The sequence below is a fragment of the Cyclobacteriaceae bacterium genome, from assembly GCA_013141055.1.
Lineage (GTDB): Bacteria > Bacteroidota > Bacteroidia > Cytophagales > Cyclobacteriaceae > ELB16-189.
This window is the reverse complement of the sequence record JABFRS010000001.1, coordinates 2,136,602-2,161,648: the sequence shown is the minus strand read 5'-3', so window position 1 is coordinate 2,161,648 and position 25,047 is coordinate 2,136,602. Positions and strand designations below refer to the sequence as shown.

The window sequence follows — 25,047 nt, the reverse complement described above, 5'->3', positions numbered from 1 at the left end:
GCGGGGAGGCTCACACGGTTTACTTTTGCCGGTTCATACATGCAATTAATTAACTCAATCCTCACCTGGGTCATGAAAAAGCGCATCCACCAGATGGAGCTTTTCATGAAATATCCTCATGACGTTCAGGATGAAGTCCTCACCAGACTTTTGATGACTGCCAGGCCGACTGAATTCGGGAGGAAATATGGATTTGATGAGATAGTTAATTATGATGATTTCACCCGCCAGGTGCCTGTGCATTCTTATGAGAGAATGTTTCCATACATAGAAAGGATGATGAAGGGGGAGCAGAATGTTCTATGGCCTTCAGAGATCAAATGGTTTTCAAAATCTTCTGGTACGACCAACGCGAGAAGCAAATTCATACCGATCTCAACAGAGTCACTGGAGGAATGTCATTTCAAAGGAGGTAAGGATTTATACTGCATCTATGTCAACAATTATCCTGAGACAAAAATATTCTCAGGTCGTGGTTTGGGAATAGGAGGAAGTCATCAGTTGAATGATCTTGATCCAAGTGCAACATCGTATTATGGAGATGTATCGGCCGTCATCATGCAGAACCTTCCGATATGGGCACAACTTATTCGTACACCGAGTCTTGAAGTTGCATTGATGAGCAACTGGGAAGAGAAGATAGAAAAACTTGCACGTGAAACGGCTTCAGTGGATGTCACTCACATTGCAGGTGTTCCGACATGGACGGTGTTGTTGTTGCAAAGGATCATGGAAATACAGAAGAAGCCTATTCAGGAAATATGGCCAAACCTGGAAGTTTTTTTTCACGGAGCAGTTTCATTTAGTCCTTATAGAAATTTATTCAAGTCACTCATACCAGGACCCAATATGAACTATTGGGAAACCTATACAGCAAGTGAAGGCTTCTTTGGAATTCAGGATGTCAGTAATTCAGAAGAGATGTTGCTCATGCTGGACTACGGAATTTTTTATGAATTCATTCCTACAGAAGAATCCGAAGATGAAAGTCCGACAGCAATTCCACTAAGCGATGTTGAGCTTGGAAAGAATTACGCCATGGTTATTACAACCAACTCGGGATTGTGGCGGTACAACATTGGAGACACTGTTAAATTTACAAGCAAGACACCGTATCGCATTAAGATATCGGGACGAACAAAGCACTTCATTAATGCTTTTGGCGAAGAGGTAATCATTGAGAATGCAGAAACTGCAATCACCCGCGCCTGTGAATTGACAGGAGGAGTCATCAACAACTTTACCGCCGCTCCGATTTATCTGGAGAAGAATAAGCGAGGAGGCCATGAATGGATCATTGAATTTCACACGGCTCCCCGCAGCATGGAGGAATTTGGGAAGATTCTGGATGAAACACTCAGAAAGATCAATTCTGACTATGATGCCAAACGATCACACGATCTGGCTTTGATAGCGCCTACGATTCACAGCGTACCAGATGGAACATTTTATAACTGGATGAAGAAACGCGGCAAACTGGGAGCTCAGAATAAAGTTCCGCGTCTTAGCAATTCAAGGGAGTTTGTGGATGATATCCTTTCAAACCTCAACTCCTGATAGAGAAAGAGGAAGGACTATGCGTCCTTCCATTTAATTCCACAACCGATAGCTTTTGTCTTTGTATTGGAGACTGTCTTTCCTGCTACCAAAGCATCCACGGCTTCTTCAACATATTTTTTGCTTACTGATGATGCATTGCGTGCATTGTCATCGATGGTGCCGATGTATGCAACCTTGAGATCGTTTCCGGCGCGATTCAATATAAACACGTGAGGAGTGTTGGTTGCACCAAACGCTTTCGCTACAGTCTGATTCTCATCAACGAGATATGGGAAAGTATAACCTTTCTTCTTTGCGTAAGTTACCATCGCATCAAATGAATCACCGCTGCTTGCTGTTGGATCATTTGGATTGATAGCAATAACCGGATAGCCCAGCGCAGAATACTTTGTGTGCAAAGCAATGATTCTTTCATTGTAAGCTTTTGAATAAGGACAGGTATTGCAATCAAAGATCACAATGAATCCCTTTGCTTCTTTCATGCCTGACAACGAAATCATTTTGCCGTCAACGTTTTTTAATGAAAAGTCGGCAGCCGTATCACCGACTTCATAACCATTTTTAATGGGAGCACCCGCTACAAGAGCAAAAACCGCAATAAGACAAATCGATAACAACTTCATACGTTTTAAAATTAGGTTTAAAATTTATTGAACTTCTGCAATTAGCTTTTCTAGATCGCCGGCGTGCAGTTCCCTTTCCACAAATTTACGCTTACCGGTTTTATTATTAACAACCAGCGTGGCAGGCAATGCACCTGACCAGCTTTTATCAACCTTTTCAATCCATAGATTAGGATTTGTTTCATTCAGGATGAGCACCTCTGAAAGCAACTTCTTCCTCGCTACAAATCTTCTTACTTTTTCCGGATCCGGATCGAGGTCCATATCCATGCTCACCAACCTAACATGAACATCCTTGCGTTCGCCATTTAGCTTTTCAAATAAGGGTAATTCCTTAAGACACGGGCCACACCAGGTCGCCCAGAAATTGACTACCTGAATTTGCTCTTTTTCGGCCTGGATGATCTGTTGAAGTTTATCAAGTTTCACCAATTCGCTGCTTTGGGAATACCCAAAATGACTCAGCCCCAGAAAGCTCAAAATAATGATGGCGCGCATGGTGAAACGAAACGCAATTCCCCTTGAAGAGTTAGAAAATTTGAGACAAGCGGGAATGTTTTCCATATGTTAAATCAAAAGACAAAAGTGCTAAAATTCAGGCACTTATAAAGTGAGAAAAATAGCCGGAAAAGTATTCCACAAAATCGGGTTTTTATCCACATTAAGAGACCGTTACCAGTTAATCATCTGAATTACAATGCATTACGACCACTTTTATCAATCGGTTCTTTGTGGATATCTCTGGTACCCCTCTGAGGACTCCCGATTTATAATGTGTTAAGAATCAATTATCTACATCTGGTTGGGGGAGTCGATCTGTCAGTAATTTGGCAACGGAAATGAAATTATAGAATGTGTAAAACAACCAACTTTCCAACCCGCTAGTAATTAGGGAATTAGTAAAGGTGGTTTGATTAGCCGATCCATTAAATTGTTTGAAAAAAAAAGGAAAAAGTGAACATCACTCAAATAAAGGAAACTAGTCTTTATTTCAAAGACCTGGAAAAAGCTCACCGGTTCTACCATGAAATTCTTGGGTTCCCGCTAATCAGTTATGTGAAGGGAAAACACATATTCTTCAGAGCGGGAGCATCTGTTTTATTATGTTTTAATCCCGCGGATTCAAGATTGAAGAAGAGCCCGCCAGCACATTATTCAGAGGGACCTTATCATTTTGCTTTCGAAGTTTCAGCTAATGAATACGAAAGTCATAAAGCGGAAATAATCTCAAAGGGAATTAAAATTATTGATACGTTGCTTTGGCAAAGCGGAAAGGAATCATTTTACTTTAATGACCCTGAAGGAAACGTTCTGGAGATTGTTCCAAAAGGGATCTGGGAAAAATGATTACTTAAAGGCGAGCTTGGAAAAAACGTTTTGAACGGATGGACGACGACGGCGTTCAACAACAGGCTTTAGTACCTGCTTCTCCTGTTGACTCATCCACGATAGGTAATCTTTATGTAAAATGCAGTCATTCAAAAGAGCCTGATCTTTAACAATTCTTATAATTTTATCTCTTTGAAAAGATTGCCAGATTTGTTGGCGCTGTTCTTCCGGTAAGGATGAGATTCGAACGAATTCGATTCCTTTGAAATTTTCAATCATAGCCACTAGAGTCAATACGGTTGTTAATTTTAGTTGAAAGCCAGAGGTAACCTGGGTTTCAGTTTACAGCAAAAAGTACGCCGTGGAGGCACTAATTGGATTTAATAACGAAGAAATAACATGCAAAATCAAAGGGCAAAATTCTCAATCCCAAAAGGCAACACCTATTTAAACTGTGCATACATGTCGCCGCTTTTGAAATCGGTTGAAAAAGCTGGTAAAATGGGAATTGAAAGAAAAAGAAATCCATTTGCCATCTCTGCAGATGATTTTTTCTCAGGCTCCGAACCCTTGAGAAAGGAGTATGCCAAATTGATAAACGTCAAGGATCCTAAAAGAATAGTGATCATTCCTTCCGTGTCTTACGGTCTCGCGACTGTTGCAAAAAATACACGTTTGCAAGCAGGTGATAAAATTATCGTAGCGGCAGAGCAGTTTCCCAGTAACTACTATCCATGGCAAAGACTCTCGATGGAGACAAAGGCGGTGATACAAGCAATCACGCCACCAGATCAATTGACATCAAGGGGAAAAGTATGGAATGAGAGAATCCTTGAAGCTATTGACTCAAAGACAAGAATCGTGGCGCTGGGTCATGTTCATTGGGCAGATGGAACCCGATTTGATCTTGAGCGCATTAGAAAAAGAACGCGCGATGTAGGTGCGCTCTTAATTATAGATGGAACACAGTCGGTGGGAGCTTTGCCTTTTGATGTTCAGAAGATTCAACCCGATGCTTTGGTTTGCGGAGGTTATAAATGGCTGATGGGTCCTTACTCAATGGGACTTGCATATTATGGTGAGCATTTTGATAACGGCCAGCCAATTGAGGAAAACTGGATTAATCGACGAGAGAGTGAAAATTTTGCCGCTCTTGTTAATTATAAAAGTGATTATCAGCCGGGAGCATTGCGATATGAGGTAGGCGAGCATAGCAATTTTATTCTGGTGCCCATGATGCTTGAAGCATTGAAGCAGATTAATCAATGGAAGCCAGAGAACATTCAAACATATTGCAATAAGATAAGCAAGTCAGCGATAAAGGATCTTAGGCAACGGGGTTATTGGATTGAGGAGGAAGATTCACGAGGACATCATTTGTTTGGCGTTCGTTTTCCCGGAAACATTTCAATTGACCAGGTAAAAGAGAAAGTAAAGGCCAGAAAAATTTCTGTTTCCTTCAGAGGTGACTCCATGCGTGTGGCCCCCAATGTTTACAACGAAGCAAAAGATTTTGATCGGTTGCTAGATGCTTTGAAATGATTTAAGCCATAACCGTGATCATCTTCAATGTTGGTAATGCAAGATTTTCATCGCCTTCAATTGTTATGAGGCTCCTGACATTCTCAAATTGAACCGCTTTTGTAAAGATCTTCCAGGATAGATCAGCAGGAATTGAAATTGTTACTGAAGGAATTTGATCACCTTTTTGTGATAGCAATATCCATTGACCGGCTTTTTTTTCAAGCCACCATGTTCCTCCAGCTTCGGATTCTATGGTGATCTTAATACTTGTATTATCAGCAGAACCAATGTCTTTATAGCGATGAGGTAATGCTCTCATGAATGTTTCGAGAACAGGCTTATAGAATTGCTTTGTTAAAATCCCTTGTTGTCCAAGTGCATCTCTGATTTGTTGCTGATGATGCCATTTTTCTGTCAGCTCACGGGCAATATGAAACCAGTTTGTGGAAACTTCTTCACCGGCCCATGCAACACTAAACATTGCATTCTCAAATGGATTGAGTTTTTCCAAACACTGAATGTAAGGCTCATGAGTTTGTTCCAGCTGTTCCAACAGTTGTTCAGGACTGACGCGATTCATAGCCCTTACCCAATCAGCATTCAGCCGATTGAGATATTGAACAATGTCCGAATAATTGTTGATGACAACATCTGGCTTTAATTCTGCATGATCACGATACATGGAAATGGCCCTTACGTTTCCATCTAGCAAATGAGCAGCGACATCTTTCACGGTCCATGCTCCTGCTACCGTCTTTTTGCTCCAGTCTGCCTTAGGAATAACTTTCAGAAGATCTATCAACTTTTGATTCAGTGGACGAAAAAGTGATAAAGTTTCAATCATTTTAAGGGATTTTCAGAGAGCGAAAATCTACTTAAAAAGTTAATTGATCAAACTTTTGTAGGTTAGTATTATGGAAAAAAGAATCGTAGTAATCCTCTTCTGCCTTGCCAGCCTGTCATCTTATTCACAGGAATTTACTTTTGTTTTCCTTCATAAGAAGAGCAATCCGACAGAGCTTCCAAAAGAACAACTTGATAAAATAATGGAAGGTCATATGGCCAACATCACCCGTCTTGCAAAAGAAAAAAAACTTGCAGCAGCAGGCCCTTTCGAAGGTGGGGGAGGAATTTTTATTTTCCGATCCAAATCAAAGAAGGAAGTGGAGGATTGGTTGAACACGGACCCTGGGATTCAGGCCAAGCGTTGGGATGTAGAGATTCAATCTTATTCACCTCGTGTGGGTTCAGTGTGCAGTGTAGGTGAACCATATGAGATGGTGCTCTACAACTTTGTCCGTTACACCCTTAACACCAGTAAGGACACGTATGGAATGATCGCCGAAGGGATGAAAGATCATCAACAGTATATTAAAGAACTTTCTGCTGCCGGAAACATTATTACAGAAGCCAGCTTCGGAGATGATGAAGGAAGCATCCTGATTATGAAAGGAGAGATCAGCAAGGAATTGATTGAAAAAGATCCCGCAGTACAAAAACAGGTGATGACTGCGGAATTGAAAAAACTCTATATCGCTAAAGGATCTTTCTGCGAAAAATAAAATTATTCACTGACTACAACAGCAAGTTTTTTTCCGTCAGGACTTGCTGCCATACGGGTTACACCCTTTAGAACAGATGTGCCGGAGTCATCAATGGATTTCCATTCAACACTCTTGCCCGCATGAACAAAGAAAATTTTTGTTCCATCGCTCATTAAAATTTTCCCATCAGGAAGCCAGCAGAGATCATCTTTCCCCGGCAGAGTAGAAACAACGGTTGTGAGCTTCATTGTCTGACTATTGAATTTCCTTATCTGAGATTCTTTTTCAGAAATTTTCTGAACGAAACTAAATGCGCTTTCTCCCGGAACACGGTGAAGAGATCTTCCTATGTCTGTTGCCAGAATCGTATCCTTTTTCATAGGAAGAAGTAAATAATGAAGTGAATTGGGTTTACCAAGAACAAAGAGCCCTAGGTGACTATTGTCGGCCCATACGTGATAACCGATAGTAAGATTGTCAACGATAAGAGAAGCGTCCCCACCTTCAACAGGATATTTTCCGAGATCCTGTTGTCCGTTTTTTCTCTGAATAATGCACGAGATAGAAGTTTGATCCGGCGTAATCGTTGGAGAGAACTCGCGATCTGAAGTTTGCGTAATACTCTTTGACACTTTAGTCTTATAATTATAAACGAAGATATCCGTCAGTGTATCAGTTCCTGTGGAGGAATAATACAGCAAAGGTTGCTCCGGATGAAACGAAGGCTGATTATCGTATCCTTTATGATTGGTGATGTTGACGGGATTGGAGATGATCACCTTATCTTTTTTGATGCTGAGATCAAACAGATAGATTTCTGAGCCGGGTTGTGCAGACAATAACTGGGCAGCAAAAAGCACGCTCAAAAGGAGATAGATTTTCTTCATAGCCAACTGAATTTTAAAAAGAGAGCTTCAATTTAACACATTCTTGTTAATTCAAATTTCATGCCCGGTCATTGCTGGCCTACCATGAAAACTGCATTTGAGAAGACCATCTTCCCGTTTTCCCAGAAATTTCTGAAAAGTGGATTGTCAACCAGATAAACAATATTGCCCTGCCCTTTTTGTTCAACCCCCATGATCAGGCTATTGCTCATCTTTTTATTTATCCTTTGACCCGCAAACCCCTGAACAGGTTTTGCAGCTCCTTTGATTATCCCGACGTTCCATCCGTTTTCCAAGAACCCATAACGAAGCTCATTTGTTTTAAGTGTGAAGTAATAATCCCTCAAACCAAATGAAAGTGGATGAGATTTATCAAGAGTCACCTTATAGATCGCCCCGGATATTGCTTCTGATAATGATTTGCGTTCGGCGTCTTCATAATGAGTCAATGCATTTTTCTCCTTTTCTTCTTTATCTCTTTTTTCAGATTCAGTTTTCTCAGCATCAGTCGTGAATGACTTAAGACTGAACATTTTCTTTTCCGCAAAAGAGGGAAGCGCATTGGCAATGACAATCAGTTTTCCACCGGAAGACACCCAACCCGAAATCTGCTCCAGCATTGCATCATCAAACAACCGATAATTTCCTTCCGGGATAATCAGCACATCATATTTTTTCAGATCGACATTCTTAATGTATTCTGTTCCTAACTGAGTGATGGGATAGTGGATTTGTTGTTCAAAGAAATGCCAGATCTCGCCACTGTTCAATGAGTAGGTTTGATCACCGATCAATGCGGCAACTTTCGGAGCCTTGATAAAATTCACATAACCGGAACCAATGTCTTTTCCGGATTCCATAAACCCTGTGCTTGTTGTATAGATCTTTCTTGAAAACGTTTTTGCAAGACCCTGAACAACTTTGTCAAAGTCGACAACACTTTCATTGTTTCGCCTGGTGACAAACAATGTACCCGCCTCAAACTTTTGTCCTCCGGAAGTGAAGCTCCTGGATGCCGATCTAACCTTGATTGTTTTCTGCAGCAGTGCCGCGAGGAATTCCACATCCTTAACACTTTCATATTTAAAAATATAGGCGTAAGGTGTACTTGCTATTGGAGCATTGTCAGGAAGTTTAGGTTGGTAAGCTTTGCTAACATTGATCTTCTCGTTAAGAGCGTATGCCTTCAGATCATAGCTGTACATAAGATTCCAGGCGGTGATGTCATACGTTGCAGAATCTGACAATCTAGACAGCGGTTCAAATAAGGTAGTGATGAATCTCGATTTGGGCTGATACACGTTGATGATAATGTCTTCTGTAGTAAGATTGAATGTTGTATTGGTTTGGGTTTGGTATTCATAACCCTTTGCAGGTTTACCAACGGCCGCATGACCATACTTAATGGAATGTGTATCTAACCATTTTGTTAATTGGTTGATCTTGTCAGCATTGTTATCACTTTTGATAACATAGGTTTTGTGAGGAGTTGATGGGTTGTTGATATTGTCTTTTGCATACTTTTCAAATTCGTCAACAACTTTGGAAGCATTCTGCGACGTTATTTCAATCGTTGAAATTCCGGTAGTGAAGTGGTGAGTGAGACGATCTTTTAATGTCAGGGGATCGCCTTCGCGTGTTGTAACGGTCAATCCGCCATAGCCACCACCAGCTTGCTCATACGTCATTCCGATAGCACCACTGTACGTAGGATATGTATCACCATAGCTTGGATAATACAGATCAAAGACCTCTTTTGTAAAGTATAACCACCCCTGTTCATCAAAATACTTTGCATTGTTCTTGCCGATCATGGTTTGAAATTCACGCTGCCAGCTGCTGATAACATCGTGCAGGGGCTCTGCGGCTGGTGCGAAATAATATGGATTATTAAATCCTTGTTCATGGAAATCAACATGAACATGAGGAAGCCAGGTGTTGTACACTTTAATCCGGGCTTGTGATTCGGTTTGAGTTTCCCATGCCCAATCACGATTCAAATCAAAAAGATAATGGTTTGCTCTTCCTCCAGGCCATGGTTCGCGATGCTCTTTTGAATCGCCATTCGGATTTGGAGGAAATTGCCCATACTGATTATAGAAATTTGCATAACGATCGCGTCCATCCGGATTAATGCACGGATCGATAATGACTACAGTATTTTTTAAGAATTCTTTTGTCTTTGCATTTGCCGGATTAACAAGTTCGTAAACAGTTTTCATGGAAGCTTCCATGGAATTTGCTTCATTTCCATGAACATTATAGCTGAGCCATACGATGGCTATTTTATTTCCGGATGGAGTTCCTTCCAGAGAACCTGCGCGCTTCAGATTATCCTGACGGATTTGTTCCAGATTTCCAAAATTTTCCGGCGAAGTGATAATGGCATAGATTAATGGACGATGCTCGTAAGTTTCACCGTATTGCGTTACAGTAACATTCGCTGAAGATTCATCGATGTGCTTAAAATATTCAACCATTTTGTTGTGTCGTGTAAAGCGATCACCAAGTTCGTACCCAAGAAATTCCGCGGGAGACTGGAGTTTTGTTTGACCAAAAGTAATGCTGCTTATAAACAGCAATAAGTAGAAGATTTTATTCATGGATGATTTATTAAGAGAAGGGATTTTTAATAAAGGGGCCTCACAATAATTTTTTTATTTGAGGGGTGTGGTGAATAATATGTTCACGAAAGAAAATAAGTGCATGTTGGATATTAAGATACCCTGCGCGCACGTGTTTATAGATTTTTCTATTGATATGCTGCTGAGGAATTGTTTCCAGGAGTTCTTTAAATTCTTTTCTTACAGATTCCCACTCAAATTCAAGTGTTGAAAGATCTTTATGCGTGGGAGTATTTTCCACCAGAAACCGAGGTGCTTTGAATTTTATTCCAGGTAAGCGTTGAGAAATTTTTAGCAGAGTCATTTTAATTTCCTCTATCAAACCCGTGTCTTTAGCGTCTGCAATGCCTTGAATCTTTTTGCGGAGATACAAAATTGAAAAACGTTCAGCGGTTATGATATGACTCAATATGTCCGCAACTGACCATTTTCCCGGGGCACTGGTAAAGTTGAATTGTTCTGGTGTAAGATGCCGCACGGACTTCAACGTTTCATTACGTTGATCTTCAATTAGTGTAAATAACTTTTGAAGGGAGGGTTGCATGTTGAGGGGTTTATCAAAAATAGCAAAAGATTTGTTGACCTTTCTTATACCATTTACGAATGAAATCGACTATCGTACAAACCGAATTGCTGAAGGAAGGATAGTAATCTTTGCAGGCAACTGACCTACCAGTTCACCCTCGGCCTCCAGGGCGCACGTATCAGGGGAAGAAAGAAAAGCTTCTGAAGTTGTTTGATAAAAAATATTGGGATGAATAATTTTCTTTTTCCCTTTAATGGCCTGCAGGTACATTAGAAATTTCAGGAGAGGAACTTCACCCACAACGAATGAATTTAATAAGCCATCATCCTGAATAGCTTCGGGAGCAATATAAATCGCATCGCCAAATGTTCTTCCATTAGCTATCGCGATCACTCTCGCTTTTCCCTTCCAGGATCGTTCTGAAGTTTTGTATTCCACTTCCTGGGGGCGAAGGGAGAAGAATACAGAAATAATGCTCACGAGATATGAAAGTTTGGGACCAAGAGATTTGTTACTCTTTTGCAGCTTCATCACAACAGCAGGACCCATTCCAACACTACAGGCATTAATAAAATATCGCAGGGTTGATTTGCCTGAAGGATCCAGACATTCAATCTTTCCAATGTCCGTGAGTTTTGGCTGATTTGATTTCAGAAGAGCAATGATCTTTTTTGGATCTGAAGTAAGAGAACACGTTCGTGCAAAGTCATTGGCACTCCCGAGAGGAATGAGACCAACCAAAGGAAGATCAGTTGAATTGCTTTTCAGAACTCCATTAATAACCTGATGAAGCGTTCCATCTCCCCCCGCCGCAAGAATAACTGAGGCTTTTTCAAGTGTTGCTTTGGAAGCGATCTCCTCCGCATGGCCGGAATACTGAGTTTCTAAAACCTCGACAGAGTAAATTTTTTCAAGTGCAGGATAGATCTTTTGATAGAATCGTTTTTTCTTCCCTGAGATGCCATTGAGGATAATGAGGATTTTCAATGGCAATGATTACTACTTGCAATTTTTTTTGATGGCCGCTTTTGCTTCCGTTGCACCCAATTCATCGGCGTGTTTGAGGTCCAGGCAACCATCATAATTGTTATTCATGAGAAGTTTCACCAGACCACGCTGAAGATAAGTTTCTGGATCATTGGGGTAAAGCGTAATGGAAGCCGAGTAATCTTCTATGGCGCCGGCAAAATCATCTTTTTCAGTTTTGCTTAGAGCGCGGTTATCAAAATAGGTCGGATTGGTATTGTCGAGTTCAATGGCTTTATTAAAATCACTGATGGCATTATCATATTCTTGTTGGGTATGGCGCAACACTCCTCGCAGATTGAAGGTTTCGGGATCATCATTTGCAAGCTCAATAGCTTTACTGTAGTCTTCTAGAGCACCTTTGAAATCTTCTTTAGCGCTTTTCGCCAGTGCACGATTTTCAAACTTTATTGGATCTTTTGGATCAAGCTTGATTGCCTGATCATAATCAATAATGGCTTTCTCAAAATTTGTAGTTTGATAGTAAGCAACACCGCGACGGTTGTACAAACCCGCGTCAGTCTTATCCAGCTCAAGTGCTTTTGTATAATCATCAATGGCGCTTACGAACTCTCCAAGCTCTGCTTTGATAACACCGCGATTATAATATTTGTCAGCATCTACAGGGCCGAGTTCTATTGCTTTTGAAAAATCGAAATATGCTTCCTGAAAATCTTCGAGATTATATTTTGCGAATCCACGATTGGTATAAGCATCGGTCAACTTTGGATTGAACCGGATTGCTTTATCAAGATCATCTATTGCACTTTCATCATCTCCAAGATTAGTTTTCGCTTCACCCCGGTGATTAAGAGCTTCTGCAAAAGTTGAGTCAATTTCAAGTGCAATTGTGTAATCGCTAACGGCTCCATAGAAATCCTCAAGAGCAGCTTTGGCCTGGCCTCTTAAATCGAGAGCAATTTTATTCTTTGGAGTTGTGCTAAGCAGTTTTGTTAAATCTGCTTTCGCTCCTGTAAAATCTTTCGCGGCAAATTTTTTCTTACCGCTTTCCAGCAACACATCCTGAGCATAAACAATGGATTCTCCGAAAGTCAGGAATGCAACAATAAACAGGGCAATTCTCCTCATAAGCTGATAAATGTGTTAGCAATTTAGGAAGAATTTTCACGGAATAAATTGCGTCTGGAATGCCACTAAAATAAGAAAGAGCGAATACTGCTCTTTCTTACACTTCACGTAATCACCCCTTCACCTACCAAACATATCTTCTGTATCTCATGGGTCTTGAATGGAACTTTAACCTTACTCCACCATGATGCCGATAAGCATAGCGAGCAGGTGCAATCCAAACTCCATTTCTCCAGGCATAACCCGGGCCGGGGCATATCGGCCTTGCGGAAAGTTGGCCTGCGGCTACCCTTGATGTGACAACTTGAGCCTCTACCGTATTTCTTACCACCAGCGAAAGAATTACAATGGTTGCAAACACTGAGAATGTAATAAGCTTTCTCATAAACGAGTTTTTTTTATGCGAATCTGATGCTTGGACACAGTTGCTAATGAAAGGTTTAATGAGTTATGAAATTCATTCACCGTTTGAGTAAAAATCTTCTGCATCATTGAATTGAATTCCGTTTCTTGGAGTGTAATTCCGGTTTTATGAAGAAAATAATATTTTCCGCTTTAATGCTAAGTTCGTTCGCAGCACTTCCCCAAGAAAGGCCGTTGGAAATGAAAATGGATTTTGAAGAGTACAATCCACCCTCCACGCTTGTAGTAGAGGAGCATCACCTGAAGAAATCAAAATTTCCTTTCATTGATATACATAATCATCAGGGGAATATGAATACTTCAGATTTCAAAGATCTGATTTCAAAAATGGATGCACTCAATATGGCGGTGATGATCAATCTCAGTGGACGTGGATTTGGCGGCAGCGGAGATCATCTGGAAAAATCAATTGAAAATATCAAAGCACGTTATCCGAATCGTTTTATACTTTTTACCAATGTTGATTTTGGTGATATTGATAATCCTGAATGGTCAGCGAGAACTGTCAAACAGATCGAGAACGACGTGAAGAGAGGTGCCAAAGGTTTAAAAATTTATAAGAGCCTTGGAATGTTCAATAAGGACAAGAGCGGAAAAAGAATTTCGATTGATGATCCCAGGATTGATCCGGTATGGGCAAAGTGTGGTGAGTTAGGAATACCAGTACTCATTCATGCTGCTGATGTGCCACAGTTCTGGCAACCTATTGATAAGAACAATGAACGTTGGCTTGAGTTAAAAACCCATCCAGGCCGCAGGCATGATACTGACACTGTTAAGTTTGAAACGATTATAGCGGAGCAACACAACATTTTTAGAAAGCATCCTAAGACAAAATTTATCAACGCTCATCTTGGCTGGTATGGCAATGATCTGAAAAAACTTGGAGGGCTGATGGATCAGTTTCCGAACATGTATACCGAGATTGGTGCGGTAATCGCAGAACTAGGCCGCCAACCCCGCGCCGCAAAAGCTTTTCTTACCAAGTATCAGGATAGAGTGCTTTTTGGAAAAGATAGTTGGGTACCTGAAGAGTATGAAACTTACTTCCGTGTATTGGAAACAGAGGATGAATACTTTCCATACCACAAGCGCTATCATGCTTTCTGGAGAATGTATGGAATTGGTTTACCAGATGATATTCTGAAAAAGATCTATTACAAGAATGCGATGAAGTTGATTCCTGGATTGGATGAGAAACTCTTTAAATGAGAATAAACTAATCTGACTAATCATTTTCTGGTGGTGAGCCACCCTGTTATGCTCAGCCTTTCTCTTTTCGCTAGCATAACTTCATGCTCTATCAGATCACTCCTGAAGCAAACGAGTCTTCCGGCTTCCGGAAGAATATCAATCGGTTCTTCCGGCAGATAAAGGCGAAGCTGACCTCCATCTTCTTGTTTCCAATCATTATTGAGATAGAGAATAACAGAGAGTTTTCTGTGATCATCACTTTTAAACTGATCAATATGACGTTTGTAAAAAGTTCCGACGGGATAGATCGTCATATGAACCTCAATGTCTTTAAGACTCAGGAATAAGTTCTGATTGACATACTGTGAAAGTTCTTCCAGGCGTTTAAGATAGAGAGCTATTGATTTGGGAGCTGCTTGCGGATCGATCCATTGAATATAATCTCCTCTTATAGATTCGTTGATTTGTTTATCCTGCTGCTTGCCAATTCCTGCTTTTTTAAACTGTAACTTTGCATTCTTGAATTCGTCTGTTTGTATTATTGATTCAACCTCAGAATTGCTCAAAAAGTGTTGATTAACAGAATATCCTTTTTCTGCCAGATCGTCGGTAATGTGTTCGATGTTGAGTTGAAGCGGATCGGTCATTTATTAAAGGTAGGTTTTTATAAAAGTATTATTTCAATATGAAGATTTTAAGGATCGTTTTTCTTTTGGCAATAATTGCTGGTGGTTGTGTTCCCAAAGAACAGGTAGTTCTTCGTGCTGTCAATATAAAGGAAGTGAAGACCGGGGCAGATGGCAATCCGCTGCTTTTTGCCGATGTTGTTTTTTACAATCCGAATTCAACCCGCATGCGATTGAAGAGAATTGATCTTGATGTTATGGTGGATGGAAAAAAGGCAGCCCGAGTAGATCAGCATCTCAGTCAACTGATCAAAGGGAAATCAGAATTCACAATCCCATTGGAAGTGCAACTTAGCATGAAAGACATTGGTTTACTGGATACGATTCTAAACCTGTTTGGAGGAAAGAAATATGCCGTACAGTTTGAGGGAAGTATGAAGGTTACGGTGAGAGGATTTCCTGTAAAGGTGCCGGTGAAGTATAGCGATGAACTGAAGTTTTAACTTCTGTTATTATTCACCAGCTCCTGAAGTAAAATCTTTTTTCTTTTTGAGCTGGAAATTCTGACCGAGATAGAGTTTACGAACCATCGGATCGTCAGCAAGTTCTTCTGCCGAGCCAGATTTAAATAATTTTCCTTCAATCATTAAGTAAGCCCGATCTGTGATCGTGAGCGTTTCATCAACATTGTGATCGGTGATAAGAATTCCAATATTCTTTTTCTTCAATCTTGAAACGATTGATTGAATCTCTTCAACAGCGATAGGATCCACTCCCGCGAAAGGTTCATCCAGCAAAACGAAATGTGGATCTACGGCCAATGCTCTTGCAATTTCTGTTCTTCTTCTTTCACCACCCGATAACACCATGCCTTGATTTTTACGAACATGCGTTAAGCTGAATTCTTCCAGCAAGCTTTCCACTTTTTCTTTTTGTGCCTTTTTGGGAATGTCCAGCATCTCCAAAGGAGCAAGAATATTTTCCTCAACCGTCAGAGATCGGAAAACGGAAGCTTCCTGTGCCAGGTATCCCAATCCAAGTTTTGCTCGCTTGTACATAGGAAGGTCGGTGATGTCCATATCGTCCAGAAAGATCTTGCCACCATTAGGTTTGATAAGTCCCACCATCATGTAAAAACTGGTAGTCTTGCCTGCACCGTTTGGCCCCAGCAACCCAACGATCTCACCCTGACCTACCTGAACGGAAACTCCATTGACAACCGTACGTTGTTTGTATTTCTTTAAAAGATTTTCAGCGCGTAAGATCATTTGTCAGTGAATTTAAAATCTTTGATTCGAAGTTGAACCGAAGTGTTTCCATTAAAGGTATTATCCTCGATCGTATAAACCATATTGAATGAATCTCCTTTGAGTAACCGATCATAATGTTCGATGTGATCAAAACCGACCGCATTAAAGAAAAGATCGTTGCCATGCTGACCCGCAAGAAAGCGAAGGTGGCGATCTTTAAAAGTAGCAAGGGAGTTCAGCACAAAAACATTCTTTGATTCAAACACCGGACGCTGGTTGTCAGGACCAAAAGGTGCCATTTGCCTTAGAACGCTGACGAATTTCGGTGTGATCGAATCAAAGTTCAAAGTCAGATCAATCTCTACTACAGGTGTGAGCATCTCTTCGGTAATAGACGCAGACACGACTTCTTCAAAGCGTTGTTGAAAGGCGAGGAGATTAGTGGGAACCATGGTAAGTCCTGCCGCATATTTATGCCCACCGAATTTTTCCAACAGATCTCCACATTTTTCGATAGCCTGATAAAGATCAAAACCATTTACGCTTCTGGCAGAGCCTGTTATTTTATCATTGCTTTCAGTAAGGATCACAGTAGGCCGGTAGTATTTCTCGATACACCGAGCAGCAACTATGCCAATTACTCCTTTATGCCAGGAATTTTTGAACAAAACTGTACTTTTCGCTTTTTGAAGCACTTCATCTCCTCCAATCATCGCTAAAGCCTCTTCGGTTATGTTCATATCAAACTCCCGTCTCAGGTCATTTTTAGTATTGACTTTTTCCGCGAAAGCGTTGGCTTCTTCTTCAGTTTGAGAGTTTAGTAATTCTACAGCACCCCTCGCATGCGCTACTCTCCCCGCAGCATTGATGCGAGGACCTAGCGTAAAGACAACTCCTGAAATATCAAGATCATTCCTGGTGCCTGCAATTTCTTTCAAAGCCTTTAGTCCTGGACGTGGGCTTTCATTTAATTTCTTCAAACCAAAATGTGAAAGAATTCTATTCTCTCCATTGATGGGAACGATGTCGGCAGCAATACTTACAACTACGAGGTCGAGATAATCCTTAAGCACCTTTTCGTCGGCATATCTTCGTGCAAAAGCCTGAAGAAGCTTAAAGCCAATGCCACAACCACTCAGCTCTTTGAAGGGATAGTGACAGTCATCCTGTTTGGGATCAAGCACAGCAACGGCACGCGGAATTTTTTTATCGGGTAAGTGATGATCACAAATGATAAAATCGATGCCATGATCATCGGCAAGTACTACCATATCGGATGCTTTGATTCCAAGATCAAGAGCGATGATAAGCTTAAAATTATTTTCGGCTGCCCAGAGAATACCAGCTTCGGAAACACCGTAACCTTCAGCGTAGCGATCCGGTATGTAGAAATCAATGAATGAATAGAAACTTTTCAAATAACTATACACAAGAGAGACGGAAGTTGTCCCATCAACATCGTAATCTCCATATACAAGAATCTTTTCCTTGTTGTCAATAGCTGCCTTCATGCGCACAACAGCTTTGTCCATGTCCTTCATCAGGAATGGATCATGAAGATCTTCTAAAGCCGGTCGGAAAAAATTCTTTGCCTCATCATAGTTCTTAATACCTCTCTGCAAAAGGATAGAGGAAAGATGAGAATTGATATTTATACTCTTGCTAAGATCATCGATCTGCTGTTGTTCAGGAATATTTTTATAGATCCAGCGCTTTACCATTTACTTGTCCGCAAAATTTATGGAGCCTGGCTTTCCTTTTATGCCGTCTTGTCCCTTCAAACCTTTCTTGCCAACCTTTCCATCCAGCTTTGTGTTGCCCACATTACTTAAACCCGCAAGCCCACGTCCGCCACCATCACCACCGAGTCCGCCGTTGCCTCCATAATTTTTTACAATAACTTTTTCTCCCAGCATTAATCTGAGTTCGGGAATTGCAGGGGCAGTAAAAGTGACATTACCTGAATTACCACCGTAAGCTCCTTTTGCTCCATTGCCGCCACTTCCTCCATCACCACCTTTACAAATGCGTGTTCCGGGACCTCCCCCGCCACCATCACCACCATCACCACCGTCGCCTCCATCACCACCGGATACATTGATTGTTACAGGACCATGAATAATGATCTCTGAAAAATATAAAGAGACATTAATGCCATGTCCACCGTAAGTCCCCTCAATACCCTGAGCGGCATCGCCACCATCGGTGCAAGGATTTGGAGGAGAGTTTCCCTTATGACCTTTGCGACCTTTCAAACCAATAACACCACTTCCATCGATGAGACTTCCTTTATAGAAGACCATCACTTTAGCGTGAATGAAATTATTGGCTTTGAGTTTATTCAGAACAAGAGTAGACGACTCATGCAGAATCAACGAGTCAACAACGAGGATGTCGGTTCCTTTTAATTCGTAGACTTCTTTTGGTTTCAGCACAAGCTTTTTCAGGCTGAGCTGTCCCCACGCATTTGCTGATAGTGCCAACGAAAAGACAACCGCGCAGATTCTTACCATAAATACAAAAGTATGAAAACAAAAAAGCAGTGCTGTTATGGCACTGCTTTCGGAAAACCTTATTTGATGATTATTTCTTCTGGGCTTTTTCTGCTTTATCAGCCATTACGCCTTCCATTACGTCTTTTATCTCCACTCTTACGCCATCTTTGTAAGGAGTGATCCAGGCATCTTTTACACCCATGTCACGCATGTATTTCTTGAAAGTATCAGCTTCCCAATAGTCGCGGAAAATACCGATTGTGATACGTTGTGGTTCACCACCTTCTTTTGCTGCCTCTCCACCAAAATTCGGATTATTATCAAAATATTTGGCAAGATCTTTATTCTTGAAAGCGCCGATCTGAACACGAAAGACGACACCTTTTGAAAAATCCATTGCATGTATCGGAGGATTTTCCTTGAGTGCTGCAAGTTCTGCTTTTGCTGCAGACAACTCACCACGCATGCGGGCAATCTGATCTTCAAGCTCGGCAATCCTTGCATTTTTATCACTGATCTGCGATTGCAATGCTTTCAAATCACCGTTCTGTTTAACGACAGTATTGTCAGCAGTTTGTTTCGCTTCAGTGAAAGTTTTAAGCCCTTCCGGATTTTTGCGGAACTCCTTTGCCTTCTTTTTCCATTCCTTTTTCTCCGCTTTTGTAAGCTGGGCGAAAACCTGCGAGCCGGAAAAAATCAAAGCCAGGCAGACAAACAGTAGTCTAGTTTTCATCATAATGGGGTTATTTAATAGATAAAAGTAGCAAATTCTTCTAAATAGACAGAATGGAGTCTGCGAGTTGCCGTCTTTGGTGGTTGAAATATTGGGTTTTAGGCGTTCTGGAGTTCTCCAAAACCAATACCTCATACTATTGACAAGTCGTTTAAACCATTTTTTCCGGCCTTACCCACTCATCAAACTGCTCGCTTGTCACCAGTTTCAACTCCACAGCAGCTTCACGAAGAGTTTTATTTTCCTTGTGTGCCTTCTTGGCAATCTTGGCGGCGTTTTCATAACCAATGTGAGTGTTCAGAGATGTTACGAGCATCAATGAATTCTCCATATGACGTTTGATGATTGGAAGATTTGCTTCAATTCCAACAGCACATTTATCATTGAATGAAACACAGGCGTCTCCTAACAGCAATGCAGATTGTAAAACATTCGCAGCGATCACCGGCTTGAATACATTCAACTCGAAGTGACCCATCGATCCTCCAACAGTAACTGCCATATCATTTCCGATGATCTGTGCACACACCATTGTCAATGCTTCCGGTTGAGTAGGATTTACTTTTCCAGGCATGATGGAAGATCCTGGTTCGTTATCCGGAATCACCAGTTCACCAATACCTGAACGCGGACCAGAACTTAACATGCGGATGTCATTTCCAATTTTCATAAAAGAAACGGCAGCACGTTTTAATGCTCCCGAAAGTTCAACCATCGCATCATGTGCAGCGAGTGCTTCAAATTTGTTAGGAGCTGTGATAAAAGGATATCCTGTTAGGTCGGCAATCTTTTTTGCAACGAGTACATCATAACCTTTTGGAGTATTGAGCCCCGTACCAACAGCTGTTCCACCGAGTGCAAGCTCCAGCACAGCAGTCAGTGCATTGTTGATCGCGCGAATGCTGTTGTCAATTTGCTGAACATAACCAGAGAACTCCTGACCAAGTGTAAGCGGTGTCGCGTCCATGAAGTGAGTGCGACCTGTCTTTACGATAGATTTAAAGTCATTGGATTTCTTCGCAAGTGTATCACGAAGTTTTTTCATTCCGGGTAATGTGATCTCAACTACCTGCTTGTAGGCTGCGATATGCATAGCAGTTGGGAACGTATCATTCGATGATTGTGATTTGTTAACGTCATCATTGGGATGAAGAACTTTTTTCTCATCCGTAAGCTTGCCACCATTGATCACATGAGCACGATAAGCGATCACTTCATTTGCATTCATGTTGCTTTGAGTGCCGGATCCTGTTTGCCATATTACCAATGGAAACTGATCATCCAGTTTACCAGTGAGAATCTCGTCGCATACTTTTGCGATCATATCTTTTTTAGAAGCATCAAGAACACCCAGTTCATGATTAGCCATCGCTGCGGCTTTCTTAAGGTAAGCGAAAGCATAGATAATTTCCTTTGGCATGCTGGCCTCAGGTCCGATCTTGAAATTGTTTCGTGAACGCTCGGTTTGTGCGCCCCAGTATTTATCAGAGGGCACCTGAACTTCGCCCATGGTGTCTTTTTCTATGCGGTAATTCATTGGAAGGAGATTAAAGATTGAAAACGAATGATTGTGAGACAAAAATAGGAAAGGGAATTCAAATGCGCCTTGTCAGAAGTCGACAGTCACGAATGGTTCAATAAGTAATTGTTTTAGACGCTTTATGTAATTTACCTTCAGAACTCATCGCAACTAAAAAATTATGCCATGAAACTCATTTTCAAAATTCTTTTGAGCCTGTTGGTTATATTAATAGTAGCCTATTTTCTTGGGCCAAAACCCAGCACAGAAGACATTGGAGTGTCATTGAGGAAAATTGAAATACCGGATTCTTTAATGGAGCTTGAGAGAAGTATTGTTGAATCTGAGAGAGCGACGCATGGAATTAAACCGGATAATCAAGCCAGAATAGTTTGGGCAGACTCAACAAAAAAGAGCAAAACAAAAATTGCATTCCTGTATCTGCATGGATTCACTGCTTCGATGGGCGATGGGTTTCCTGTGCACATTGATCTTGCGAAAAAATTCGATGCAAATCTTTACTTGTTTAGGAATGAACATCACGGAGTTGATCTGGGAGATTCAACCATGAAAGGAGCATCCGTAAATGATTTTATCTATGGTGCGGAAAGAGCATTGATGATTGCAAAGAAACTTGGCGACGAAGTGATAGTGGTTGGCACTTCATTGGGTGGAGGGCTAGCCATTTATCTTGCGTCGCAGCATCCGGAAATAAAAGCTATTGTCTTATATGCTCCCGGTGTTGGGGCAGTTGATAAAACTGCGGACATCGTAACGGGACATTGGGGTTATCAAATAGGTAAACTCGCGTTGGGATCTGAATATATTTTTAACCCGGATACCATTAAATCACATTTGAAGTACTGGCAAATGCGTGCTCATCTTAATGGAGTTATTGCTGGAGTACGCGTTGTCCATGCAATGAAAAAAGAGCTGTTCGAAAAAATTAGCTGCCCTGTGTTTTTAGGATATTATTATAAGAATGAGACCGAACAGGATAAGGCCGCATCTGTGCCGGCGATGCTTAAAATGTATGATGAACTCGGTACACCTCCTGATTTGAAAAGAAAAATTGCTTTTCCCAATTCCGGTGATCATGTGATTGCATCAAAGTTTGCATCCGGTGACTGGATGGCTGTAGAGGAAGAGACCTACAAATGGTTAAGTGAAGTCGTTTTGAAGTAAATCATTCTTCGCCCTTGAGTTTATTGCTACATTGCTCTTAATGTTAAACACAATGAAAAGATTTCTTTGCATAATTGTCTTTGTTGGAATTTCGATTTCAGCTTTTGCGCAGCTTCCGGATAGAGATACCGCCGTTCGTGATCTGGCCATTGAGTTACTGCGAGTCTCCGGCATGCCAGGAATATCTATTGCAATAAGTCAGAAAGGTAAAATTGTTTTTGCAGAAGGATTTGGATACGCAGATGTTGAAAACAAAATTCCAGTAACAACAAAAACTCAATTCAGAACAGGATCTGTTGCCAAGATGCTTACAGCAACAGCGGTGGGTAAATTAATACAACAAAAGAAACTGGATCTGTCATTACCTGTTCAAACCTATGTTCCATATTTTCCGGTAAAAAATTATCCTGTGTCGGTTGCTCAGGTAGCTGGTCACACCGCAGGTATTCCGCATTATAATTCGAATGATAAGATTGAAGACCGTGTTTATCCTTCTGTCAAAGATGCTTTGAGTGTTTTTTCACATGAAGACCTGATTTTTGAACCTGGAACCAGGTACAACTATTCAACTCATGGATACACATTGTTATCAGCAGTAATTGAAGGCGCATCGGGTATGAGTTTTCTCGACTATATGAAGAAAGAAATCTTCACACCTCTCAGCATGAACAGCACGGGACCGGACCGAAGAAAGCAAGAGCCCAACAATAAACTTGCTAAGCTTTATTCAGTGAAAGATAAAATTCAGATGGAGGATAAAAACCCCGAAGAGGTAAGCTATAAATGGGCTGCGGGAGGAATGGTAAGCACACCATCAGATCTGGTAAGAATGACCTACGCGTACTCAAATGGATTTCTTAGCGCCGATGTTGTGAAGATAATGTTTGAAAGTCAGGTGCTGAAATCTGGAGATAAGACGCGTGTGGGAATAGGCTGGAGGAACAGTATGGATATGGATGGAAGAAAGGTTTATGAACATGCCGGTTCCATAGGTGGAGGCAGATCAGTAGTGTGCATGTTTCCTGATGACCAGCTTTCCATTGCGATTATGGTCAATGCAGAATGGGCGAGCACTATTGAAGAGACAGCACACATGATCGCACGATTGTTCCTTGAAAAGAGTATTAATAATTCAATGCCATCAGCAGGTACCAGCAGCATTTCAGTGGTTTCGCTGAGCAACAATGGCCAGGAGACAACTACGAAAGGAGAACTTGTTCTGAAAGGCTATAAGAACATGATCACCCCTGATCTTGAAAAGAAAGATGTGCAATGGCCATTGATCTTTCTTTCTGGAAATGTCTACGCACTAATCCGACCTGACGGAATTTATTACTGCTCGGTTACTAAAACGGGAGATGTTTTGATTGGGAAAGCCATTGCATATGGATCGAGGATGCTGAGCAGTCCGAGTAGTAATCCTGCGTTTATAAAATTCAGCAACTAGAAACTCAAAGTTATAACCAGCATCTGTTAATACTTTGTTAATGTCTCCTGATCGAAGGATAAATCAATGCTCATTATCTATCTTCGATCCATCAGCATGAGAAAGATCTTTTTAATTTCTGCGCTACTCTTTGTAGTATTCTCTTGTTCAAAAAAGAATGAGCGCACAACGGAAAGTAAAATTGAAACTTCCAAGTATCCACTTCACGTAGGAGATCTTGAGCTTGATGAGAAGCTGGATGATCCTGCATTTAAAGTATGCAACAAGAACAAAATCTATCAGTACTATAACTTCGGAAAAGGTCTTCAATACAAAGGGGAGAAGCCGATGGTTATTGAAAGCTTTAGTGCATTTCCGGTAAAAGAAATGAAAGGAGAAACCGGCTGGATGACAATTCGGTTTATTGTAAACTGTGAAGGAAAGACAGGACGATTCCGTGTGACGGGTGTTGATGAAAATTATCAATCCAAGAATTTTGACGCCAACATTGTGAAAAATTTGCTATCGCTTACACAGAAAATGGATGGTTGGATCATTGGAATGGATGATAAAGAAGCCACAGATTATTATCAATACCTGACATTCAAGCTTGAAGACGGAAAGTTAATTGAGATCATGCCATGAGAAAGAGCGTGTTATTCATATTTATTTTTGTTTCAATTCTCGCTCATGGCGAACCCAATTGCAACATCTACAAGATGGAAGGCAATCAGAAATGTTATGAAGCGTGCATTCTGGCAACAGAAGGAGGAGGCTCACAGGGTTCAAGATCCTCACAGGAGAAATTTGATGAAGCAATTGAAAAATGCCCAAACCTGGACTACGCCTGGATGGAAAAAGCGGTTCCTTATTTAAAACGTGGTGACTTTGCTACCTGGAAAAAGATTATTGACAAAGCTGTAGAACTCAATCCGCAACTTCACCTGGGTTACAGAGGGTGGTGCCGCTATCAATTCCTTCGTGATTATAAAGGCGCGATCCGTGATATTGAGCGACTCGATTCAATGCGTGAATATGAGATAGGATATTCTCAGAATGGTGCTTATCAATTGAATATTGCGAAAGCCTTATGCTACAAGGCACTGGGGCAGAAAGCCAAGGCAATTGCAATCATTGAAAAACAATTGGGAGAAAAAGATTATTCACCATTAACCTACGATCTTCTTCACCTGGGTGTTTTGAAGATGGAAACCGGAGATACAAAAGGAGCGGTTGCAGCTTTCAGGAAATCAATCGCTATAAATGATTACATAGCGGAGCCTTACTATTATTTAGGCTTGATCTACAAGAAAGGAAAACAAACGAAAGAGTATAAGGAGAGTATGCAGAAGGCTAAAGAATTCTATTTAAAAAACTACCGTATGTCGGATCCTTATACACATCCGATGGATAAAGTTTATTTAACAGAAATTGAGAAAGAACTAACTAACTAATTGAATTATT

General features: G+C 41.0%; 26 protein-coding genes. 10 read left to right on the top strand and 16 right to left on the bottom strand.

Annotated features, from left to right (window positions below; all coding sequences use genetic code 11):
- Positions 1 to 39 precede the first annotated feature (39 nt).
- Positions 40 to 1,557: a GH3 auxin-responsive promoter family protein gene (locus HOP08_09710; protein NOT75192.1), complete on the top strand. Its 1,518-nt coding sequence runs from the start codon at positions 40 to 42 to the stop codon at positions 1,555 to 1,557.
- A gap of 17 nt (positions 1,558 to 1,574) precedes the next feature.
- On the opposite strand, the gene HOP08_09705 is transcribed toward HOP08_09710, so the two are convergent.
- Together HOP08_09705 and HOP08_09700 are read right to left on the bottom strand one after the other, a co-directional pair.
- Complete coding sequence (locus HOP08_09705) at positions 1,575 to 2,183, bottom strand: thioredoxin family protein (protein NOT75191.1); 609 nt, start codon at positions 2,181 to 2,183, stop codon at positions 1,575 to 1,577.
- Positions 2,184 to 2,207: 24 nt separating this feature from the next.
- Entirely contained in the window at positions 2,208 to 2,681 is a 474-nt protein-coding gene (locus tag HOP08_09700) for a TlpA family protein disulfide reductase (GenBank protein ID NOT75190.1), read from the bottom strand.
- Positions 2,682 to 3,137: 456 nt separating this feature from the next.
- On the opposite strand from HOP08_09700, the gene HOP08_09695 reads away from it, so the two are divergent.
- A complete protein-coding gene (locus HOP08_09695) occupies positions 3,138 to 3,530 on the top strand; it encodes a glyoxalase (GenBank protein NOT75189.1) in 393 nt (130 codons plus the stop codon).
- Here HOP08_09695 and HOP08_09690 read toward each other — a convergent pair whose 3' ends face one another.
- Entirely contained in the window at positions 3,531 to 3,791 is a 261-nt protein-coding gene (locus HOP08_09690; protein ID NOT75188.1) for a hypothetical protein, read from the bottom strand.
- A gap of 120 nt (positions 3,792 to 3,911) precedes the next feature.
- On the opposite strand from HOP08_09690, the gene HOP08_09685 reads away from it, so the two are divergent.
- Positions 3,912 to 5,054: an aminotransferase class V-fold PLP-dependent enzyme gene (locus tag HOP08_09685; GenBank protein NOT75187.1), complete on the top strand. Its 1,143-nt coding sequence runs from the start codon at positions 3,912 to 3,914 to the stop codon at positions 5,052 to 5,054.
- A gap of 1 nt (position 5,055) precedes the next feature.
- Here the strand turns inward: HOP08_09685 and HOP08_09680 are convergent, their stop codons facing one another.
- Positions 5,056 to 5,880 (bottom strand): maleylpyruvate isomerase family protein, encoded by an 825-nt coding sequence (locus tag HOP08_09680; protein ID NOT75186.1) that lies wholly within the window; start codon positions 5,878 to 5,880, stop codon positions 5,056 to 5,058.
- Positions 5,881 to 5,950: 70 nt separating this feature from the next.
- Here HOP08_09680 and HOP08_09675 point away from each other — a divergent pair, with 70 nt between their 5' ends.
- Entirely contained in the window at positions 5,951 to 6,598 is a 648-nt protein-coding gene (locus HOP08_09675; protein ID NOT75185.1) for a hypothetical protein, read from the top strand.
- 2 nt (positions 6,599 to 6,600) lie between these two features.
- On the opposite strand, the gene HOP08_09670 is transcribed toward HOP08_09675, so the two are convergent.
- The 6 genes from HOP08_09670 to HOP08_09645 form a co-directional block, all read right to left on the bottom strand.
- Positions 6,601 to 7,467, bottom strand: coding sequence for a hypothetical protein (locus HOP08_09670; protein NOT75184.1), 867 nt, complete (start codon positions 7,465 to 7,467; stop codon positions 6,601 to 6,603).
- Between the two features lie 68 nt (positions 7,468 to 7,535).
- Positions 7,536 to 10,070, bottom strand: a complete 2,535-nt coding sequence (locus HOP08_09665; protein ID NOT75183.1) for a zinc carboxypeptidase — start codon at positions 10,068 to 10,070, stop codon at positions 7,536 to 7,538.
- Between the two features lie 40 nt (positions 10,071 to 10,110).
- Positions 10,111 to 10,635, bottom strand: a complete 525-nt coding sequence (locus HOP08_09660) for a DinB family protein (GenBank protein NOT75182.1) — start codon at positions 10,633 to 10,635, stop codon at positions 10,111 to 10,113.
- Positions 10,636 to 10,704: 69 nt separating this feature from the next.
- The gene (locus HOP08_09655) at positions 10,705 to 11,604 is read right to left on the bottom strand and encodes a diacylglycerol kinase family lipid kinase (GenBank protein ID NOT75181.1); all 900 of its coding nucleotides are present in this window, start codon (positions 11,602 to 11,604) and stop codon (positions 10,705 to 10,707) included.
- A 12-nt stretch (positions 11,605 to 11,616) separates the two neighbouring features.
- Positions 11,617 to 12,732 carry a tetratricopeptide repeat protein gene (locus tag HOP08_09650; protein NOT75180.1) on the bottom strand — a complete coding sequence of 372 codons (1,116 nt, stop codon included), beginning with the start codon at positions 12,730 to 12,732 and terminating at the stop codon, positions 11,617 to 11,619.
- A 124-nt stretch (positions 12,733 to 12,856) separates the two neighbouring features.
- Positions 12,857 to 13,117, bottom strand: coding sequence for a hypothetical protein (locus HOP08_09645; GenBank protein NOT75179.1), 261 nt, complete (start codon positions 13,115 to 13,117; stop codon positions 12,857 to 12,859).
- Between the two features lie 146 nt (positions 13,118 to 13,263).
- Here HOP08_09645 and HOP08_09640 point away from each other — a divergent pair, with 146 nt between their 5' ends.
- Positions 13,264 to 14,367 (top strand): amidohydrolase, encoded by a 1,104-nt coding sequence (locus HOP08_09640; GenBank protein ID NOT75178.1) that lies wholly within the window; start codon positions 13,264 to 13,266, stop codon positions 14,365 to 14,367.
- A gap of 20 nt (positions 14,368 to 14,387) precedes the next feature.
- On the opposite strand, the gene HOP08_09635 is transcribed toward HOP08_09640, so the two are convergent.
- Positions 14,388 to 14,996 (bottom strand): 2OG-Fe(II) oxygenase, encoded by a 609-nt coding sequence (locus HOP08_09635; protein NOT75177.1) that lies wholly within the window; start codon positions 14,994 to 14,996, stop codon positions 14,388 to 14,390.
- Positions 14,997 to 15,034: 38 nt separating this feature from the next.
- Here HOP08_09635 and HOP08_09630 point away from each other — a divergent pair, with 38 nt between their 5' ends.
- Positions 15,035 to 15,478, top strand: a complete 444-nt coding sequence (locus HOP08_09630; GenBank protein NOT75176.1) for an LEA type 2 family protein — start codon at positions 15,035 to 15,037, stop codon at positions 15,476 to 15,478.
- Positions 15,479 to 15,487: 9 nt separating this feature from the next.
- Here HOP08_09630 and lptB read toward each other — a convergent pair whose 3' ends face one another.
- The 5 genes from lptB to fumC all read right to left on the bottom strand — a co-directional run bounded on the left by lptB (position 15,488) and on the right by fumC (position 20,990).
- Positions 15,488 to 16,243 (bottom strand): LPS export ABC transporter ATP-binding protein, encoded by a 756-nt coding sequence (gene lptB / locus HOP08_09625; GenBank protein ID NOT75175.1) that lies wholly within the window; start codon positions 16,241 to 16,243, stop codon positions 15,488 to 15,490.
- Positions 16,240 to 17,946 carry a single-stranded-DNA-specific exonuclease RecJ gene (gene recJ / locus HOP08_09620; protein ID NOT75174.1) on the bottom strand — a complete coding sequence of 569 codons (1,707 nt, stop codon included), beginning with the start codon at positions 17,944 to 17,946 and terminating at the stop codon, positions 16,240 to 16,242. Before recJ ends, lptB begins: the two co-directional genes overlap by 4 nt.
- On the bottom strand, positions 17,947 to 18,738 hold the full coding sequence (locus HOP08_09615; protein NOT75173.1) for a hypothetical protein: 792 nt from the start codon (positions 18,736 to 18,738) through the stop codon (positions 17,947 to 17,949).
- Between the two features lie 70 nt (positions 18,739 to 18,808).
- Positions 18,809 to 19,438 (bottom strand): Ezrin/radixin/moesin family protein, encoded by a 630-nt coding sequence (locus tag HOP08_09610; GenBank protein NOT75172.1) that lies wholly within the window; start codon positions 19,436 to 19,438, stop codon positions 18,809 to 18,811.
- Positions 19,439 to 19,604: 166 nt separating this feature from the next.
- Positions 19,605 to 20,990 carry a class II fumarate hydratase gene (fumC, locus tag HOP08_09605; protein NOT75171.1) on the bottom strand — a complete coding sequence of 462 codons (1,386 nt, stop codon included), beginning with the start codon at positions 20,988 to 20,990 and terminating at the stop codon, positions 19,605 to 19,607.
- Positions 20,991 to 21,158: 168 nt separating this feature from the next.
- Between fumC and HOP08_09600 the strand changes: the two genes are divergently transcribed.
- The 4 genes from HOP08_09600 to HOP08_09585 all read left to right on the top strand — a co-directional run bounded on the left by HOP08_09600 (position 21,159) and on the right by HOP08_09585 (position 25,037).
- On the top strand, positions 21,159 to 22,157 hold the full coding sequence (locus HOP08_09600) for an alpha/beta hydrolase (protein NOT75170.1): 999 nt from the start codon (positions 21,159 to 21,161) through the stop codon (positions 22,155 to 22,157).
- 52 nt (positions 22,158 to 22,209) lie between these two features.
- A complete protein-coding gene (locus tag HOP08_09595; protein ID NOT75169.1) occupies positions 22,210 to 23,604 on the top strand; it encodes a beta-lactamase family protein in 1,395 nt (464 codons plus the stop codon).
- A gap of 96 nt (positions 23,605 to 23,700) precedes the next feature.
- On the top strand, positions 23,701 to 24,228 hold the full coding sequence (locus HOP08_09590) for a hypothetical protein (protein NOT75168.1): 528 nt from the start codon (positions 23,701 to 23,703) through the stop codon (positions 24,226 to 24,228).
- Positions 24,225 to 25,037, top strand: coding sequence for a hypothetical protein (locus HOP08_09585; GenBank protein ID NOT75167.1), 813 nt, complete (start codon positions 24,225 to 24,227; stop codon positions 25,035 to 25,037). Before HOP08_09590 ends, HOP08_09585 begins: the two co-directional genes overlap by 4 nt.
- Positions 25,038 to 25,047: the final 10 nt, after the last annotated feature.

Coding starts and splice junctions, on each gene's coding strand:
- recJ (NOT75174.1), bottom strand. CDS start 17,946: ATGGTAAAGCGCTGGATCTATAAAAATATTCCTGAACAACAGCAGATC.
- HOP08_09635 (NOT75177.1), bottom strand. CDS start 14,996: ATGACCGATCCGCTTCAACTCAACATCGAACACATTACCGACGATCTG.
- HOP08_09650 (NOT75180.1), bottom strand. CDS start 12,732: ATGAGGAGAATTGCCCTGTTTATTGTTGCATTCCTGACTTTCGGAGAA.
- HOP08_09710 (NOT75192.1), top strand. CDS start 40: ATGCAATTAATTAACTCAATCCTCACCTGGGTCATGAAAAAGCGCATC.
- HOP08_09675 (NOT75185.1), top strand. CDS start 5,951: ATGGAAAAAAGAATCGTAGTAATCCTCTTCTGCCTTGCCAGCCTGTCA.
- HOP08_09615 (NOT75173.1), bottom strand. CDS start 18,738: ATGGTAAGAATCTGCGCGGTTGTCTTTTCGTTGGCACTATCAGCAAAT.
- HOP08_09595 (NOT75169.1), top strand. CDS start 22,210: ATGAAAAGATTTCTTTGCATAATTGTCTTTGTTGGAATTTCGATTTCA.
- HOP08_09660 (NOT75182.1), bottom strand. CDS start 10,635: ATGCAACCCTCCCTTCAAAAGTTATTTACACTAATTGAAGATCAACGT.
- HOP08_09600 (NOT75170.1), top strand. CDS start 21,159: ATGAAACTCATTTTCAAAATTCTTTTGAGCCTGTTGGTTATATTAATA.
- fumC (NOT75171.1), bottom strand. CDS start 20,990: ATGAATTACCGCATAGAAAAAGACACCATGGGCGAAGTTCAGGTGCCC.
- HOP08_09670 (NOT75184.1), bottom strand. CDS start 7,467: ATGAAGAAAATCTATCTCCTTTTGAGCGTGCTTTTTGCTGCCCAGTTA.
- HOP08_09640 (NOT75178.1), top strand. CDS start 13,264: ATGAAGAAAATAATATTTTCCGCTTTAATGCTAAGTTCGTTCGCAGCA.
- HOP08_09630 (NOT75176.1), top strand. CDS start 15,035: ATGAAGATTTTAAGGATCGTTTTTCTTTTGGCAATAATTGCTGGTGGT.
- lptB (NOT75175.1), bottom strand. CDS start 16,243: ATGATCTTACGCGCTGAAAATCTTTTAAAGAAATACAAACAACGTACG.
- HOP08_09590 (NOT75168.1), top strand. CDS start 23,701: ATGAGAAAGATCTTTTTAATTTCTGCGCTACTCTTTGTAGTATTCTCT.
- HOP08_09705 (NOT75191.1), bottom strand. CDS start 2,183: ATGAAGTTGTTATCGATTTGTCTTATTGCGGTTTTTGCTCTTGTAGCG.
- HOP08_09645 (NOT75179.1), bottom strand. CDS start 13,117: ATGAGAAAGCTTATTACATTCTCAGTGTTTGCAACCATTGTAATTCTT.
- HOP08_09700 (NOT75190.1), bottom strand. CDS start 2,681: ATGCGCGCCATCATTATTTTGAGCTTTCTGGGGCTGAGTCATTTTGGG.
- HOP08_09690 (NOT75188.1), bottom strand. CDS start 3,791: ATGATTGAAAATTTCAAAGGAATCGAATTCGTTCGAATCTCATCCTTA.
- HOP08_09680 (NOT75186.1), bottom strand. CDS start 5,880: ATGATTGAAACTTTATCACTTTTTCGTCCACTGAATCAAAAGTTGATA.
- HOP08_09685 (NOT75187.1), top strand. CDS start 3,912: ATGCAAAATCAAAGGGCAAAATTCTCAATCCCAAAAGGCAACACCTAT.
- HOP08_09585 (NOT75167.1), top strand. CDS start 24,225: ATGAGAAAGAGCGTGTTATTCATATTTATTTTTGTTTCAATTCTCGCT.
- HOP08_09665 (NOT75183.1), bottom strand. CDS start 10,070: ATGAATAAAATCTTCTACTTATTGCTGTTTATAAGCAGCATTACTTTT.